Source organism: Candidatus Accumulibacter sp. ACC005 (assembly GCF_907163215.1).
GTDB classification, from domain to species: Bacteria; Pseudomonadota; Gammaproteobacteria; order Burkholderiales; family Rhodocyclaceae; genus Accumulibacter; species Accumulibacter regalis.
The window spans coordinates 125,528-141,880 of the sequence record NZ_CAJQUB010000012.1 but is presented as its reverse complement, the minus strand read 5'-3'; the positions used below and the strand labels follow the sequence as shown (position 1 = coordinate 141,880).

13 protein-coding genes are annotated in these 16,353 nt (G+C 60.0%); all 13 read right to left on the bottom strand.

Annotated features, from left to right (window positions below; all coding sequences use genetic code 11):
* Positions 1-2: 2 nt before the first annotated feature.
* The 13 genes from QZ613_RS14435 to QZ613_RS14375 all read right to left on the bottom strand — a co-directional run bounded on the left by QZ613_RS14435 (position 3) and on the right by QZ613_RS14375 (position 16,353).
* Complete coding sequence (locus QZ613_RS14435; RefSeq protein ID WP_366144469.1) at positions 3-3,449, bottom strand: DNA methyltransferase; 3,447 nt, start codon at positions 3,447-3,449, stop codon at positions 3-5.
* Between the two features lie 13 nt (positions 3,450-3,462).
* Complete coding sequence (brxC, locus tag QZ613_RS14430; RefSeq protein WP_291982956.1) at positions 3,463-6,912, bottom strand: BREX system P-loop protein BrxC; 3,450 nt, start codon at positions 6,910-6,912, stop codon at positions 3,463-3,465.
* An 18-nt stretch (positions 6,913-6,930) separates the two neighbouring features.
* Positions 6,931-7,482 carry a BREX protein BrxB domain-containing protein gene (locus tag QZ613_RS14425; protein ID WP_291982954.1) on the bottom strand — a complete coding sequence of 184 codons (552 nt, stop codon included), beginning with the start codon at positions 7,480-7,482 and terminating at the stop codon, positions 6,931-6,933.
* Positions 7,469-8,281: a hypothetical protein gene (locus QZ613_RS14420; protein WP_291982952.1), complete on the bottom strand. Its 813-nt coding sequence runs from the start codon at positions 8,279-8,281 to the stop codon at positions 7,469-7,471. Before QZ613_RS14420 ends, QZ613_RS14425 begins: the two co-directional genes overlap by 14 nt.
* Positions 8,282-8,945: 664 nt before the next feature.
* On the bottom strand, positions 8,946-9,236 hold the full coding sequence (locus QZ613_RS14415; protein ID WP_291982950.1) for a DUF3892 domain-containing protein: 291 nt from the start codon (positions 9,234-9,236) through the stop codon (positions 8,946-8,948).
* A gap of 181 nt (positions 9,237-9,417) precedes the next feature.
* Positions 9,418-9,723 carry a hypothetical protein gene (locus QZ613_RS14410; RefSeq protein ID WP_291982948.1) on the bottom strand — a complete coding sequence of 102 codons (306 nt, stop codon included), beginning with the start codon at positions 9,721-9,723 and terminating at the stop codon, positions 9,418-9,420.
* 875 nt (positions 9,724-10,598) lie between these two features.
* Complete coding sequence (locus QZ613_RS14405; RefSeq protein WP_291982946.1) at positions 10,599-11,213, bottom strand: muramidase; 615 nt, start codon at positions 11,211-11,213, stop codon at positions 10,599-10,601.
* 31 nt (positions 11,214-11,244) lie between these two features.
* Positions 11,245-11,808 (bottom strand): TrbM/KikA/MpfK family conjugal transfer protein, encoded by a 564-nt coding sequence (locus QZ613_RS14400; protein ID WP_291982944.1) that lies wholly within the window; start codon positions 11,806-11,808, stop codon positions 11,245-11,247.
* A complete protein-coding gene (trbL, locus tag QZ613_RS14395) occupies positions 11,805-13,436 on the bottom strand; it encodes a P-type conjugative transfer protein TrbL (RefSeq protein WP_291982942.1) in 1,632 nt (543 codons plus the stop codon). Before trbL ends, QZ613_RS14400 begins: the two co-directional genes overlap by 4 nt.
* 7 nt (positions 13,437-13,443) lie before the next feature.
* The gene (gene trbK / locus QZ613_RS14390; protein WP_291982940.1) at positions 13,444-13,656 is read right to left on the bottom strand and encodes an entry exclusion lipoprotein TrbK; all 213 of its coding nucleotides are present in this window, start codon (positions 13,654-13,656) and stop codon (positions 13,444-13,446) included.
* A 12-nt stretch (positions 13,657-13,668) separates the two neighbouring features.
* Positions 13,669-14,445 carry a P-type conjugative transfer protein TrbJ gene (gene trbJ / locus QZ613_RS14385; protein ID WP_291982938.1) on the bottom strand — a complete coding sequence of 259 codons (777 nt, stop codon included), beginning with the start codon at positions 14,443-14,445 and terminating at the stop codon, positions 13,669-13,671.
* Positions 14,446-14,466: 21 nt separating this feature from the next.
* Positions 14,467-15,873, bottom strand: coding sequence for a TrbI/VirB10 family protein (locus QZ613_RS14380; RefSeq protein ID WP_291982936.1), 1,407 nt, complete (start codon positions 15,871-15,873; stop codon positions 14,467-14,469).
* 6 nt (positions 15,874-15,879) lie between these two features.
* On the bottom strand, positions 15,880-16,353 hold the full coding sequence (locus QZ613_RS14375) for a conjugal transfer protein TrbH (protein ID WP_291982934.1): 474 nt from the start codon (positions 16,351-16,353) through the stop codon (positions 15,880-15,882).

The window sequence follows — 16,353 nt, the reverse complement described above, 5'->3', positions numbered from 1 at the left end:
TCTTATGCCTTTCCCTGTTTGGCGCGAGCTGCGCGCTTCTCGGCGAGCGTCAGGTGGTGATCGTTGATGCGGTCGCCAACCTTGCCGTCGTATTGCAGCCCGAGCTCGTACCAAGGGGCTAACGGCACATCGCTGCCACGGTCTTTGTCCCAATGCAGGCTTTTCGGCTTGTCGCGCAAAACGCCCGCGCCGCGCTTGCCCACGTCCGGCACCGAAAGGAAGGGGCGAATATTGAGGCGCACTCCGTCGTTCAGATCGGGGTTCCAGCCAATCGGCTGCTTTTCAATCGGCTTCCAGCGAACGAAGATGTCGTAGGGAGCCTCGCCGGCAAGGATCAACTCCAGGCGCTTCTTCAGCACCTCTGCGGCGGCGAGCTTTTCCTGAGCACCGTCGACGCCGTTGTCAGCGTCACGCTTCTGACGACTGATCCAGTCCCCCAGGTAGGTGTAGATCAGGGCTTCCAGCGTTTTGTAGTCGAGCTTGTGATAGTTGACTAAGGCAGCAAAGCCATCGCGCAGACCGTCCCAGATATGCCACACAAACGGGCGATTGCCGAACAGCGCACAGTGCTGGGCAAAGAACTTGTCGCGCAGCCAGGTTTCGAGCGACTTGCCAGCATGGTCGGCGCTTTTGAGCAGCGTAGCCAGGGTGTCATTGGACCATGCCCCACCATAGGCTGCCGCCAGCAGGTTCAGCAGACGATCGGAAGCCGACGCCTCACCCCGTACTGGCGGGATGCAGACGATGCCATCATCATCGGCGTAGCTGGCCAGGGCTTCACAACGTTTGACCCATTCACGCTGTTCATCAGCCAGTTCCATGCTGGTGTCCAGTTCGGCAGGCCAACGGTAGCCGAGGAGACGGGCGACAGCGACTTGCAGCACGCTGTCATCAGTGCGTAGAGGGCCGTGGACAGTCCATTTTTTCTCCTCATCCCAGATCACCGAGCCGCAGGGGTGGCCGTGAAAAAGCCATTGGTTGGGACTGTTGGAAAACGGAGATGGCAAACCGTGGGGAAATTCTTCACGCGCGGTGTCACGCCAATTTTCTAAATTCAGTTTAAGCTGCAGTAGGGTCTTTGGTGATTTCAGGTTCCACGTTGGATTTATTTGCTTTAGATCTTTCTTGAGATTGCCACTCTGCGAGTACGCTACAAGAGCGGCAACATCATCCTGGTCATTGGGAACGACTGCAAAACAGCTGCCATCGTATTTTTCGCCTGAATAAATCGTCGTTATTGCGCCGATTTGATTTACCACCACACCCCACTTCCACCAGAGTGGCTTGCCTCGTCTCCAATTCTGCGCGGCATGATTTAAGTGTTTCACCGATTCGGCAAGGGCAGCCATCTCGCCTGTTTCTTTTTCCCAGCGAATGATTTTATCTCTTCCCAAGAAGAGCTGGACGCTAGCCGCCGAGCTTTGAAGGTATTCCCAAACTACCCCACGCCTGTCAATTTCCCAGAAAACCGCTTCAAATCTGGCGCCATCCCCTGCTGACATTCCATTTCTTGCATCACAAAACTTCGAAACCTCCACTTCTTCATCATCAATATCGGAGCGCGAGTTAACAAGGAAGCGGCAATCGACTTGCTCTTCCCATTCCCTTTGATGCGTAATATCTAAATCCGACCAAATAAGCCCCACAGGCTTTTCTTGGAGCGGCATGTTCGATATGTCTAGAGATATTGTTCGCGAATTTGAATGGCCAAGAGATGAAATTATAAGAACAGGATTGGCTCTAATTCCTGTAACGAAACTATTAAACCCTAGCCTTGCTATCGCGTGAATGCTGCTTGTTCTAAGCAGTTTTTCACGGAATTTTCTATTGGATCTTACAAAAGTCCACTCTCCGGGCAGCACAAGCGTTGCTGTTCCATTATTTGCCAGTAGCGCCTGTATTCTTTCGAACATGCATAGTGCGAGTTCTCTCTTCGCAAACGGAAAGTTTTTCTTGATATATTCTTCAAGTCTTGAGTCTTGACGTTCAAGACCGAGGAATGGCGGATTAGTAAACACACAATGGAATTTATTTGTGAGCAGCTTGGCGGCTTGGCTAAGACCTTGGGCTACAACTTCCATCTCCGCTCTCTCGTAGTCCTCTTCTCCAGCTAACGCCTTAGTCAAAACCGGGCCAACTTCGTCCCATTTCAGTTCGAACAGTGAACCTTTACCCAGACTTGCTTCTGGGTTGATCAGGCTGCCGAGTGTTGGTGCGTCTTTGAACAGCTTATAAAGCTCATCGAGCGTTATCCGCAGATTGGTGTTGTCCCCCGCTAAAGCTAGCCATTCCTCTTTCTTTGCGCTGATCGACAATCCGGAGCAGGCGACATTAAGTCCCGGCAAAACGCGGTAGCCGCCAGCGCCCGGGTATTTCCATGCGGTCAGCGCCAAGGCGAAGGCGGCTAGTTCCACGCAACGGTGGTCTAGCTCCAAGCCATGGATGTTTTCCCTCAACACCGCATCCACGGCCTCTCTGGCCGGCAGACGGTCGTGCTCCATGCGCATAGGTACCAGCATCAAGAAAGCTGCCACCAGGAAGTGGCCCGAACCACAGCAGGGATCGAGGGTTTTGAGGTCAGCAAGTTGCTTCGGCCAGCCGTCGAAAGTTCCTGCTGCAGGTGTCCAGGTTCCGTCTTCCCGCTGCACAAAGCGCAGATTGTCCAGTGGCACACCTGGAATGGCCGCTTTCTTACGAAGTTCCTCTTCGTTGCTGGCGTTCTTAATGTCGGCCTCTGTGAGCCTTCTTGCTGCCCACCAGGCACCGAGGGAGTTATGCAGTAGGAAGTCAACCATGTAGGGCTCGGTGAAGAGTTGGGTGACGGCGGGCAATTCGTCAGCGCCGATCTTCACCTCCGAGTCGTTGACCTCGTCCTTGCGCTTGGCCTGCCAGAACTGGTAGACCCAGCCCAGGCTGTCGCTGGCCTTGAACACCTCGGTCGGCAGCCCGGCCAGCAGACGCTCCAGCTCACGCTGGTACTCAGGCGCGAAGGCTAGTTCGAACACAGCGCTCTGCGGCTTGAACACCTGAGGCAGCATCCGCGCCGCCAGCCTGCCGGCAAGCTCCCAGCCATTCTTAGCGCCCTCATCGGGGGCCAATTCATCGCACTCTTCAATGGTGACGGCGACGCCGTCGTACATCAACAAGTTGTTGTCGGCCAGGAAACGCGCGAACAGCATACGGTTCCAGTGCTCATAGGCAATCTCCCACACCAGGTGTTGTGTGGTTTGGGTGCCATCTGCTCGGCGATGATCGCCTAAACTCCGTCCGTGCGCTCGCAAACGGCGTCGCAGTTGTTTGTCTGTGTCTACCAAGAAACCATCGGGCGTGGCAGCACCGACGGCCAACTGGAGTAGCGCCGCATCAGCAGCGCTTTCCGCGATGTCTCGGGCCTTTTTGATGGCTTTTTCCAGCGCGCTGCGCAGGTCTTTATCCAGTGCTTGCATCATGCGTGTTCAGACCTCAATGAAGAACGACCGGGCCGTTTTTCAGGGCCTGCGCTATGGTTTGTCGGGCATCGTTCAGCCAGGCGTCGATCTCGGCCTCAGACTTGATGGTGCGGCTGGGCAGCTTGACGAATTGCGCCTTGGGTTCCATCAGCTCGGCGGCAGCCACCAGCACGGCGTCGAATCGCGAGTCAATGGCGGCCACGCGGTCCGCGAACGACGAGAGCGACAGCCGATCCACAGTGGCTAGCACCTCGTCGGTGTTGGCCACTTGCACCTTGGGTGCATCAGCGAGAGTGAGCTTCTGGGCGGCCAGCAGGCTGTTGCGCTGCTCGGGCTCTAGCTGCTGCCAGTTGGTGTCGGCGTCCAGTCGCGCCATGCCGCTCTTGTGGCGGGTCTGGTAGTCGGTGTGCAGACGGTTCAGTTCGTCGCGCAGCAACTGGGTGAGGCTGGACACGAGCGGCGTGACCGGATCTGGCTCTTCCAGCAACTGGCGCTGTTGCTCCAGGTGCGTGACCTGGGCCACCAAGACTTCGGCACCCGACAACCCATTGGCCTGGGCCAACAGGCGCTTGAGCGTGTTCCAGGCGGGCAGGCGCTTGTCGATGCGCTCGGCCAGATCCGTCCAGGTGTCGATGGCGGCACTGAGTTCATCGCGCTGGTTGTACAGGGCCAGCAGCTGCTCGTTGCCAGCGGTGAGGCGGATCTCCTCCAGTCCCTTCGTTTCCGGGTGCGCCGGACGTGGGGCGTCGCCTCCGGCGCGGTTGGCCAGCTCTTGCGCGCTGACCAGGAACTGCGGCACGTGGGCCAGCTCTTCGCCCTGCTTGGCGGTGAGGCCGACCTTTTGCAGCACCTTACGGATCTGGATGCGCTGCGCCGCCGACACCGTGGCCGACTCGACCTTGAACATGGTCTTGCCGATGACCTTCCGCTCTAGGTCTTTCGGGTCGATGGTTTGGCCCTTGTCGTCGTGGGCACGGATCAGCCCGGCCACCATCAGCACCTGCAAGCCACCGTCCACCGCGTCGCCCGGCCAACCGTAGGTGGCGCCTTCAAAGTTCTTGCGGATGTCGATGCCCTTCTTGCCGCCGGCAATGAAGGCCAGGACGGCTTTGCACACCGGGTTTTTGGCGGGCTCACCGTCGTCGCCCACGCTCTTGAGCGCATCCGGGGCGCCTTTTTGCGCCTTCTCGTAGACCTTAGTCCATCCGGCGGGGTCAGTGTGGTCAGCAATGTGAAACAGTGGATAGAGCCGTTGCAGCGCGTTGCCGGCCGCTTCTAGCACCATCTCGTTCAAACTATTGCCAAGGATTTCGTTCCCACCGCCTTGAAAGACACGAGCGCCGGAGAAGGCTTCTTGCAGCAGTTCGCGGATCTTTCCCTCCGCTGTCTGCTTGATTGTCTCCATAGCGGCCCGCGCCTCAGTTCCATCGCCGGGAACAGGCACCCCGCGCTTGTCCAGCGTCGCGCTGGCGGCTTTGAAGTCGATCAGGTAGTGGCGCAGGTCATCGGCCGAGCGCTTGGGAATGAACACGAACACGGTGGGCGACTGGTTGCCCGCCTGGCGTGCGTCGGCGCGCACCGAGTTTTCGTCGATGCTCCAGCCATCGCGCACCCAGACGCAGACTTTCTCGCTGGCGTCACCGGGCAGCAGGGCATCGAACACCGGGAAGATGTCACGCATGACCTTGGACGTGCCTTGGGTCAGCGACAGCTTGCGCACCAGTTCGCCGAAGTGGCGGCGTATGCGGTCGCCGCGCTCCGAATCCACACGGTGGGCTTCGTTGGCTAGGCTGTTGCGCTGGCTGAGGAACTCGTCATTCCAGGCAGTGCTTTCCTCAGTCTGTATACGGTACTCGTCGCCGACCTTCATCAGCAGCTCGCATTTGTCGAGTAGGCTTGGGAGCTTGCTGCGCAGTGCACTGCTGCCTTGGGTGAGGTCTTCCACCAACAGATCGGCCAGTGTGTCGACCGTGGCGCGAATGCCGATTTCGTTGTTGCTGCTGGCCAGTTTGTTGATCAGAAATACCAGGCCGCAGGCGCGGCCCATCAGGCGCTCGGCATCGGTGCCCTTGGCCCAGACCATGGTTTTTTCATGGACCTTGCGCGGCAGGATGCGCGACTGGAGCAGTTTGTCGGCCGCGTCGAAGTACAAGTAGTCCGCTGGCACCACGCTGCCGACGGGTGCGTCCACATTGGTTTGAATGACCTTGTGGATCATCGAGAGCTGGTTTCGCAATTGGCTGTCGGTGCCGGTCTGGTCCAGCACGCGCAGGGTATTCTCCCAAAACCGACGGCGCACCGGCAGGATCGGATAATCCTGCGGGAAGAATTGAATGTCGTCGGAGCGGTGTCCGATGGTGGTGCCGGCCAGGTGGCGGGAGATCTCGCCCAGGTTGGTCTGCATCACCTTTTCGACCGGGGCCTTGGCTTCTGGCTTCTTGGCCAGAATGACCTGCCGGATCACGGCATCGACGTCGGCGTCGGACAACTCAACGCGAACGGTGAAGCGGCCTTCGAGCTTCTTGAGGTTGGCGATGCCGGTCACGGCGGTTTGGCCGGTGCCGATGATCAGAATTTTGGCGCCGATGTTCTTGCAGCAAGCTTCGACCACTTCCTGTACATCAATGGAACGCTGGCTGTCCTCGCCAATGTACTGCTGCACCTCGTCCAGCACCACCAGGGTGAGTGGGAACTTGCCATCTCGGATAAGCGCCTGGCGAATGGCTTTGAGCATGTCGCCGCTGGAGACGTCCTGCACATAGGGGTACAGGTTGTTCAGAGTCTCGACGCAGGACGCCGGCGACGTGAAGAGGTTGGGCTTGGCCTTGACCAGGGCTTCGTGCAGACCCTCGGCCACGTAGAAGTTGTCGAGTTCTTCGTTCCAGTCAAAGCCGCTCTTTTCAACGTGGCCACGCACGGCGTCGTAGATGCGCTCGTGCTGGAGCCACATGACAAAGCGCGCCACCGGGTACTGTTCGGGAAGGTCAACGGATCGGAACAGGATGCCCAGCAGCGCCATGCGCACTGACTTGTCACGCGAGCTGGAGCCCAGCGTTCCCGATGCGGCGTGCAGCCCACCATGGCGTTTGGCCTGGGTGGTGAGCTCTTTGAACTGATCGCTCACGCTTTGCGGCAAGGTGGCAATGCCGCGGGCGGTGGCGCCATCGTCAAACGCGCTGTCCACCCAAAGTGCCCGCAGCATCTTGACCAGATGAGACTTGCCCGAGCCGTAGAAGCCGCTGACCCACACGGCAGGTTGCTCAGCCTGCTCGATGTTCTTCAGGTAAACGTCGAGGATGTGCTCCAGGCCCTTTTCGTATTGACCATCGCAAACGAAGGTTTCGAGCTCGTACCGCAGAACGGACAGCGCCTGGTTGGTCTTCTCGTCATTGACACTGGCCACGCCCTCGTTGACCAGCTTGCGGGTCGAAGGATCCTTTTGGTAGATGTCGCGATTCAGCATGTTCGACCCTTCACTCAATCAGAATTCTTTGTCTGCGGTGATCGGCACGGCCAGGTAGTTCCAGCCGTCGTACCCATCCAGCAAGCGGTAGTTGTTGTCTTCGTAGCTGCCGGGGAAAAACACCAGCAGGCGGCCCTTTACTCTGGGGGCGAGCTTTTCCACGACTTCTTTGACCTTCAGGAAGCCGAACAGAGAGCCCACGCCCTTGAGCGCCACAACAAAGTTCTCATCGATGGCCTTGTGCTGCAGGAAGGTCTCGAACTCGGTTTCGATGTGGCTGAGGTACTTTGGCAGCAGAGTGGACAACAGCTTGGGCTTTTGGAAGTAGCTCTTAGCGTAGCGTTGGGACGCCAGCCAGTTGGGGAACGAGTCCGTCAGGTCGAACAAGGCCCAGTCATGGCCCGCCGCCCTGGTGGCAAGTTCAAATTCATCGACTTTGGCGCGCAGCCGCAGCTCTTCCGTCTCGTGGTAGACGCAGAAGATGACGCGCTGAGCGGCGGCTGCGTCGTCGCGCCAAGGGACAGCCACGTACTTGTTGTAGGACTGGGTCAATCGCTTAATTCTGCTCACGTAGCCACTCCATTTCCTGCGCAGTAAGCAGGCTCGGGAAAAGCACCTCGACTACCTGGCCAACGCGTTTCAGCGAGATCCAGCCCCGGCGCGAGGCGTCTTCAGCCATCTCGATCGTCTTCTCGAACGAGCAGTCGAGCATCCGGCTAAAGTCGCTCTTGAAGAGCGACTCCCCGCGCAGCCCGCTGACGTAGCCCAGAAGCAGTGCAAAGGACACCGTGCCTGGCGTCGACGCCGCGCGGGCGCGCACCTTGCGAACGCGGCCAACCAGATGGCCTGATTGGGTCCAAGAGGAGTTGATGTTCTGAGCGGTTGACTTGAGCGTGGCCTTGCTGAAGCGACCCGGCTCTTGAGCGTCGATGAACTCCTCCATCGCCTCACGGGTAACGGTGGCCCCTTCCTGGAATCCAAAAACAAAGGGGGCACTGGCCCTGAGAATGGGATCGCGCGAGTACGCGCACAGCGCCGCCAAAAGTGGCTGCCCATCTACATCCCGCTGCCAAAGGAAACGCAGAGCGCGAAACACCAGCAAGTTGGGATCCAGCGCGTAGAGGTCGGCCAGGTGCCGGAAGGTCAGCGCCCGCGTCTTGCCCGAACGCTTGCCGAGGCAATTGGCGGTCTGGATGGCTTCGAGGTATTCGGTCCTGGCCGCGTCGGCCTTGTCTACATAGGACAGCAAGGCGCGCAGTTCGACCAGCATCATCGTCCGGGCGGTATGGACCCCGCCGCGCTCATAACTGAACCCGAGGCGCTCCAGTTTGTTCTCTCCGCTCACTTTGGCGTCAGTCATGATATGCATGCGGCATCGCTCCGCTGTTGCTCTGGCGAGCGGTAGCCAGGTGCCAAAACGGCCTGATGGTTTGATGCATCGTCGTGGTTCACTCGAAAAGGCTGGACTATTTCCAGCGAACGACGGCCGGCTGCCCGATTTTCGGAGTTGTTCGCACTCCTATCTCCCTCGTCACTCTGCCTGGCATTTCTCGCAGCCAGAACCCCGTCAGTATCGCTTTTGCCTTTGCTGAGCGCGGGCATTAGTTCCAATCTGGATGATCTTACCCAAAAATCATAGCGCGGGCCGATATAGTTCCAGTAGGAATGGCTTTTTGGTCTATTCGATGCTCGATTCTTGTTCTTCTTCTGAGTCTTGTTTTCGCCAGAGACCCCAGCATCCTTCGTGACAGACCAACAGGCTTCACGGGCCATGATTCCATGGCGAACTGTACCCATGGGCGGCGCGGGGTGCTGTCCTCTTGCGCGCGGTGTATCCGGCGACGATTTCCAGGCTGTGAACAGGCTTTGATGGAGGGGCTGCAGGCACCTTCAGCTCGTCCTGCCGTCCGTTTGGTGTTTGACGTTGCCGAACAGGCAAGGCTTAACGTGCTTTATTTCCCGTTTTCTGAGGCGCCCCCGATAGCATCAAAAAAAGGGCTGCACGAAGGCAGCCCTTTAACAGCATCAACGAACTACGAAACGCACTCGTAGAGCGAAAGCAGATTGTTCGGATGTTCGCCGTCCGCTTCTGTCTTCAAGTACTTGTTCCCGAATCGGCTAACCGCAATAATGACATTGACAATATGGCCACGCACGGCCACGTAGAAGCTCCATTTCCCGGCCTCAATGCCTTGAATGGCCTGCTCCTGCGTAAGCTTCCAGTTCGTCCCATCATCGTTGATTCCGCCTATCGCGCGGATGCGCTCATGAGCGTTGTAGCGGTCAGTCTTGTTGATGCACTTTACTTCGTGGCGCGATGCCATGGTTGTGATCCTTATAAAGCAACAGCCAGTCCGGGCAACCGGCCATTGACGAAAGAAGGGGACACCGCTTAGACTGTTCGAGCCAACAAGTAGTCCAAGCGGGGCTCCGGCCCCTACGAGAAGCCAGTCGTTAGCGCGACTGGCTTCTTGTTTTTTGCGCTTAGAAAAGCGCGAACTCGTTTCATTCCTTCAGTTTTACGACACCCTTCCGCTTCGGAACACTTTCCAGATGCCCGGCTTTGGTCATCCGGTAGAGCCTGTTCGCCATTGTGCGTCTGTCTTCCGTCACGTACTGAAAATCTCGAAACAGGCCGACCATGATCTCGTCAATGCTCGCGGCTCCGTCGTAGCGTTCCTTGATGGTCCGGAGGATTTTTTCCTCAAGATCGCCCATTTTCGCTGCATTTAATTGCTTGCGCAGCGCCTCCGGCAAGTCGCTCAGGTCGCCCAATCTCTTACCTACATCGCTAAGAACGTCGCCGCCCATTACGCACCCTCCGTGAATTTCGCAAGTCTACAGCAAAGCCTTGTCGGAGCGCAACTGTGCGACGAAATTGCGCGGCAGAACCCGCGTCGCCAGCCGCACGCTTCTAAACACTTTGTTTGGTACATACTAAACAATGCGCTGCGCGCTTCTTACAAAGCGCCGCATATCACCACTAAACTTGCTGTGCGCGACCACAAAAGCATCTGCAAGCCATATTCAAAGGCTCTCTGTCTGCTCTTATCAAACAATCGATAGCGAGCACTCAGGCTGGTATGTATTGCTGTCAGGGCTTTAGTTGCTACGCTCCCCGAGCCTGGAGCAACAGCCATGTAGTAGTCATATGTTTCGCAGAACTCGGCGTCGCCGCTTGTTGTTCTCCACCGGTCTCACCAGCGGACGTGTCACCCGCATATGGTGGTGGATGTGCTGCCACATCGTATTCTGCTGTTGAATAAGGGGCGCAACGCCGGGTGGCAGAGAGGCAACGATGTACGTTCTCTCGGAGACAAGCACGAAGTACTATGGGGTCCGTCTGGTACGCTCAGGGCTATCTTCGTATCAAGCGAAGAGGAAGGCATGAAGATGATCGAGACCGTGGACGAAGTCCGAACTCGCCGCGGATACCTTCGGATGCCTGTTTAGCCGTTCGGCCCCTACGCAGGAGCGCAAGCTGCCACTTCGTCTTCCATCCAGGCGCTCGTGCGGTTCCAGTTGTCCACACAAATAGGGGATAGCCCTGTGCGCCCTGCCCGGCAAGCCAACGCCAGAGTGCCTTGGGGCAATCTGCCCGGAACTTGAGCAACCCACAGCGCGGCCAACAACCTGACCAATTTGCCAGCCACAAAATTTTAGCCGCTAAAATCGGACCCGAACGATCACGGCTGGGCGTTGCGGATCAACTTCCGCGGGACATATCCGGAAATCTCCCACGTTGCTGTGGTCCGTGGCGTTGCGTCCATCGCTACCGCTGCCACCGGCTTACTCCTCTTGGTAGCTACCAAAGAAGGAAGTAATCGAGTCGCCGGCAGCGCGCGCGCAGCACCCGCCTTCGTCACATCCGCCGTAACAAAACGCGCTTCCAGCCAGTCCGCCCACTTGGCAGCTTTCACGCGCAGATCGCTCCGGTACACCGCGTTGTATCGTGGCGTCCGAGAGTGGTAGTTGGCTGCCTTGGTCCAGAGGTCGCCCTTGTCGTTCTTGAGGTGTCCGCGGATCCGCCAGACGGCCAGGTCGAACGCGTAGCAGCCGGCCGCGGCAACATCGTCTGCCGTGATCCCGTAACGGGACAAGTCGCGGAGATAGGAGGTGTTGAACTGCATCGACCCTACGTCATGCGTACCGTTGCTGTTGCGCACCCATTGACCTGGCTTCCCCGCTTCTTTCTCGGCCACGGCCAGGACGATGTTCGCGGGGACCGCGTACTTCACGGCCGCCGAAATCGAGCACACGACGCGCTCTTGAAGCTGCGGCGGTAGATCGACAAAAGGCATTGCCCTTCCTTCTTGCTGGTTCCTGCCGTGATCACAGAAGGCGCCGTTGCGCTTCTTCTGCTGCGATTCTGGCGTTGTACTCCGCCTGTGCCCGGTCGTAGACGTTGGCTTCGACCCAGTACCCTCCCCTTTCTGGCGTCCCCACGTAACGCGGCTGCGTGCCGGAAAAGTCGGTGTAGGCGTGGCCGGCATAGGCTGCACAATAGCCTGGCATCTGGTTGCCGATGAGCACCGTCTCGTTGTCCCAGTTCCATGAAAGAAGCGTGATGTTCAGCGAAGCCGCGTCGCAGCGGCCGGCGCCGTTCGCCATCGCGTTGACCAGCAAACTCATTTCAGGAGTTTGGTTGGCCACCGGGCACAGCTTCAGGAAGTTGCCCCGTGCGCGGATGGTGTCGCTCAGTTTCCGGTGCGAGATACTGAAATACCGGTGCAGCGACGGCGAGCACTCGCCGGGGCGAGTGCCTGTCGATAGGCACAGGATGGCCTCGCACGCCAGGCGAGTATCGCCGGTCAGTACCTCTTCGGCGCTGGCCGATGCCGAGATTGACGCCGCCGCGGCCAAGGCGAGCGAAGCGAGAACAAGTTTTGGTTTCATGTGTAACGCCCCTTGCGTGATGGAGAGTGAGTGTCGCGGTCGCGGAATGCGGAGACTTCCGAGTCAGCGTCCACCGAAGTGTCGCTGGCCCCTGACAGGCTGTTGCCGTCGAATGTGGGTTCCGGCTTGAGCTGCTCGCTGGATGTTGCGGTCGTCCCCTGGGCCTTGATGGCTGCGGCCACTTTGCCGCCGATGGTCTGGCTGAGGCGTTCCTGCGCAGCTTCGGCACCGGCGTTGGCTCTCTCCTTGGCGACGTCCCAAGTGCCTTTGACCAGGTTAGCGGCTGCGTCGGTGGCGACCCGGCCGACCGTACCCAGAGCAGATTTCTCGCCGCCTTGCGGCTGCTGACCTGGTGTCTGTCCTGCGGCCCTGGCTTTGCTGTTGCCGGTCGTGCTGCCCTTGGCTGCTGCGTTGCCCTTGCTGCTGGAACTCGAACGAGAGCCGCTCGAGGTCGCTCCGGATGACGGGCTACCGCTCATCGCCGGGCCATCCATCGCGCTCGCCAGGGGGCTGCCGATGCCGGCCGAGCTGCCGCTCGCTCCGCCACCGCTAACCGCATCAGCCATTCCTCCAGTCATGCGCGAAACAATGTCCGTGCCTCCGGCGACGTTCTGCGATGCTTTCGAGGCGGCGGCCATCAAGGCTTGGGCGCCGCCCGCCGCGTTCGCCGCGCCTGCGGCGATCGCGGCACCTCCCGTGGCGACGGCCGCACCCGCCATGGCCGCTGCGCCCATCGCCGCGCCGGTTCCGAAACCACCGCCCAGAGCATGCGTGCCGCCATGCATCGCCAGCCCACCAATCAAGGCCGGTACCTTGTTCACCAGGGCCAGCAGGACCACGGCGACAATCAGCATCACGCTCAATTCCTTGAGGCTGATACCGGCGCTCATGTTGACGTAGTACTGGTCGACGAAGGACTTGCCGATGCCGACCAGCAGCACCATGGTGAGCAGCTGCGCGGCGATACCCAGAACGGTCTTGTAGTAATGGATCGCCATGTCCGAAGTCCATCGCGAGCCACCAAAGCCGAGGAAGAAAACGCCGGCGTAAGCCAGGATCCAGCCGCTCACCAGGAGCAGCAGCATGTTCACGCCGATCAAGGCCAGGATGATGAGGATTGCCGCGCTGATGAGGATGCCGGCCGCACTATCGACTGGCGACCATCCGGAGGAGCGATCGAGAACCTGGTAAAAAATGGTGAAGCCGATGTCGACGATTCCTGAAGGCGACAGCGCCGGGCCTGTGCCGCTTGCCGTGCCGCCGATCGTGCGCAGCGAATTCATGATGTCGGTGGCGAAAGTCGGGCCGTTGGTCAGCAGCCACCAGAAGAAGCCGGTGAAGATCGTGAAGCGCGCGAACTCTGCGTAGAACTCGCCAATGTCGGCCTTGCGCAAGGCCAGCATGCCGAAGGTCCAGACCATCGAGATCAGCGCCAGGGTCCAGAACAGCCACGAGGCCCGCGCCGTGATCGTTGCCGCCCACATGCTGGCCGCGGCCGAATAACGTGCCAGGACGTTATCCAGCACATCCGAACTGTCGATAGCCGCCTGCGCTTCGACGGAAAAGAGCAGCAGCCACAGCAACAGCGCGCCGGTGGTGGCACCTAATGGGGCGGGCGTTCTTCTCATAGCTACCTCACCAAGCTTTCTGTTGGCTAGGTTTGAACTCTCCTTGTCGTGGGCACTTATCGAGAAGTTCAGCGCGTTGAGCGGGATCTTGCACCTTGTCCAGATCGGCGCAGGCCGGGCTGGCCACGGGATTTTTGGTTTCGGGCTTGTCGCCACAACCCGGGACAATCGCTATCACCATGGCAACCAGCGCCACGCTCGAGAGTTGTCTTGCGTTCATGTCATCTCCTTTTTACCAATTACGCCCTGTGCTGCTGCGGAAAGTGCCACTGCGCAGTTGCTCGCCAGCAGCGGCTTCTTGTGCTTCACGATCGGCCAGCGCCTGATTGCGGGTGGCGATGGCGTTTTGCTGCGCGATCAGGAGTCCCCGGATCTGCAGCAACTGGTTCGCCTGTTGGCTGGCCAACTGGTTGGCGTAGCCGATGGCCTGCATCTGGCCCGTCGCGCCTTGCGCGCTCGACTGCAGGCGCTGCAAGGTGCGTGCATCGGCTTGCATCGCGTCCTGCTGACGGTCGAGGCCTTTGAACAGCGCATCGGTCGCCCTCTTCTGTGCTTCGGATCCGAGGCGCTGGCTGTCCTTGATCGCGGCCCATTCCGCCGCCGTGCAACCGCCAGAGTTGAAGCAAGGCGAACTGCGGTAGTAGGCCGTGTCCTGGAACTTGCCCAGGTAGTTGTCGATGCTGCCGAGGTTGGCCTTGTAGTAGTCCAGGGTGTCGATCGCACCGCGCAGGAGGTTCATCGTGGTGACCGCCTGATCCCAGATGTAGGCGGCCGGCGCAGCGGTATTCCTCAGCATGTTTTCGTACTGCTGCAGTTGCGTCCGGTATTGCTCGATTTGCTGCAGCGTTTGCGCCACGCTTTCCATGGCGGTCATCACGTTCTGCGTGAGGTTGCCGGCATCGAATACAGGGATCCCGGTCGCATGTGCCGGCGCCATCATCGCTGGGCTGGCCGAGAGGGCCATCGCCAGGAAAATTTTAGCCGCTAAAATTTTCTTCCCGGGCTTCATCGTCTTTTCTCCTTGGCGTCATCAGTAGTCAAAGGATTGGTACGGCTTGGAAAACGTCATGTCCTTGGTGACGATGACGTTAAAGCGATAGCCGGGCCGGATCTCCAGCGTCGGCGCAATGTTCATGTTCTTGGCGATCAATTGCGCGGTCACCTGCCCGAGCTGCTGCCCCAGGGCCTCGCTCATGGCGCTACTGGCACTTGGCGTGCCGTAGGGTGTCTGCGTCTGGTTCTGCTGTTGGCTATAGCTGATGCCGGCGGTGACGGCCGACATCAGCAATGCGGACCCGAACAGCCGCAGGTAATGGTTGTTTACCTGGTCCTTGAAGCCGGCGTAGCCGACACCATCGGCACCCGGCATCGAGCCGATGTCCATCGCCTTGCCGTCCGGAAAAACGATGCGCTGCCAGGCCACCAGCACTCGCGCCTGGCCGTAGGCCACGTCGCTCGAATAGCTGCCGACCAGGCGCGAGCCTTGCGGGAGCAACAGGTATTTGCCGGTGGCGGTGTCGAAAACGTTTTGCGCGATCTGGGCCATGATCTGGCCCGGCAGGTCGGAATTGATCCCCGAAATCAGCGTCGCTGCCACCACGAATCCGGCGCGCAGTTCGTACGGCGAACGCGGCGCTTCCGGTTGGGAGTCAAGCCTCCAGCGGTCGCCCGATCCGGTGTTGCCGAATTGCGCAACGCCGTGCTTGCCGCCGGTCGCCGCCGTTGGCAGCAATTGCGGGGCAGACGAGGCGCCGCTCCTCCCTGCCCCACTCATTCCCTGCAGCTGCGCCAGGCGAGCCTTGTAGGCCGCCGTCGGGTCATCCCGGCCAGCGGCATCGATCTGCTGCCGCACGGCAGCCAGCCGGGCAATGGCTTCTTCACGACTCCCAGGAGCGCCGGTCACACCGCCCGGTGGCGAGCCAGCGCTGCGCGGGGCGACGACCGGCACGGTGGTCCTGGCCTTCACCGCCTCTTCGAGCTGCTGCATCTTCACCATGCGGATACGATCCAGCTCATCGTCGCGGGGAGAGCGTTGGAGCGTGCCATCGCCTGTCGAGCGGGGTGGCAGTGGCGGCGCGTCGAGGTTTTCTGGGCGGGCAATCGGGATTGCGCCGAGCGGCGTAGCCGGGCCAGCGAGTTCCGGGACTTGTGGCGGCTTCGCGGCTTCGGCGGGGATGATCCCGTCCTTTTGCTTGCCGGCGATCTCGTTGGCGAACAGGCTGCTGTTGCCGCCCTTCTCCTTCGCGCCCTGCGCCGGCTCGTTCTGCTGAGCCGCGCGATCCGCGGCCACCAGGACCATGACGAGCAGGAACACGCTCATGACGCCGCCGACGAGGTACACGGGCAGGTTGTTCACCCGGCGCACACCCGACCGCCTGGACAGTTCGCCAGGCGAAGCGTCCGGTGACATTTGTTCTTCGGTGAGCTGCTCAGCCATGGCCGCTCACTCCTTCCGAACCCAGGCACCGGCCGGCGCCACGGCATCGTTCTGCGCCACGTAGGCGCGACTCAGAGACTGCGAACCGACCATCACCGTCACGCGGTAGAGGTTCGTGCTGGCCGGTGCGTCGAGCACATAGCGCAGGCTCAGTCCCGGCCTGGCGGTGTTCGGGTTGTCCGGGTTGTCCGCCGATGCTGCCTCGTCCGGTTCGAACTCCAGGATGGCGTAGCCCTTGATGCGCAGCGATTCGACCAGTGCGCTGCCGTAGGCATCGGGCGTCGGCTGGCCAAGATCGAAGCGGGTGCTCGCCGGTGGGTACAGGACCGTGAGCTGCTTCACCGTGTCCGCGGCGAGCTTTTCATTCAAGGTGGCCGGGGCATTGGCGCCAAGGAAGTTGCCGTAAGTCTCGATCGAGGCGCAGCCGGCCAGGCCGGCCAACAGGAAGATGAGGGGCGCGGGGCCCAGGAGCTTGCGCAT

Bases quoted from the DNA above. Each gene is read 5' to 3' on its own strand.
- trbJ (WP_291982938.1), bottom strand. From the start codon at position 14,445: ATGAAGCCCGGGAAGAAAATTTTAGCGGCTAAAATTTTCCTGGCGATG.
- trbL (WP_291982942.1), bottom strand. From the start codon at position 13,436: ATGAGAAGAACGCCCGCCCCATTAGGTGCCACCACCGGCGCGCTGTTG.
- QZ613_RS14410 (WP_291982948.1), bottom strand. From the start codon at position 9,723: ATGGGCGGCGACGTTCTTAGCGATGTAGGTAAGAGATTGGGCGACCTG.
- QZ613_RS14400 (WP_291982944.1), bottom strand. From the start codon at position 11,808: ATGAAACCAAAACTTGTTCTCGCTTCGCTCGCCTTGGCCGCGGCGGCG.
- brxC (WP_291982956.1), bottom strand. From the start codon at position 6,912: ATGCTGAATCGCGACATCTACCAAAAGGATCCTTCGACCCGCAAGCTG.
- trbK (WP_291982940.1), bottom strand. From the start codon at position 13,656: ATGAACGCAAGACAACTCTCGAGCGTGGCGCTGGTTGCCATGGTGATA.
- QZ613_RS14405 (WP_291982946.1), bottom strand. From the start codon at position 11,213: ATGCCTTTTGTCGATCTACCGCCGCAGCTTCAAGAGCGCGTCGTGTGC.
- QZ613_RS14380 (WP_291982936.1), bottom strand. From the start codon at position 15,873: ATGGCTGAGCAGCTCACCGAAGAACAAATGTCACCGGACGCTTCGCCT.
- QZ613_RS14375 (WP_291982934.1), bottom strand. From the start codon at position 16,353: ATGCGCAAGCTCCTGGGCCCCGCGCCCCTCATCTTCCTGTTGGCCGGC.
- QZ613_RS14435 (WP_366144469.1), bottom strand. From the start codon at position 3,449: ATGATGCAAGCACTGGATAAAGACCTGCGCAGCGCGCTGGAAAAAGCC.
- QZ613_RS14420 (WP_291982952.1), bottom strand. From the start codon at position 8,281: ATGCATATCATGACTGACGCCAAAGTGAGCGGAGAGAACAAACTGGAG.
- QZ613_RS14415 (WP_291982950.1), bottom strand. From the start codon at position 9,236: ATGGCATCGCGCCACGAAGTAAAGTGCATCAACAAGACTGACCGCTAC.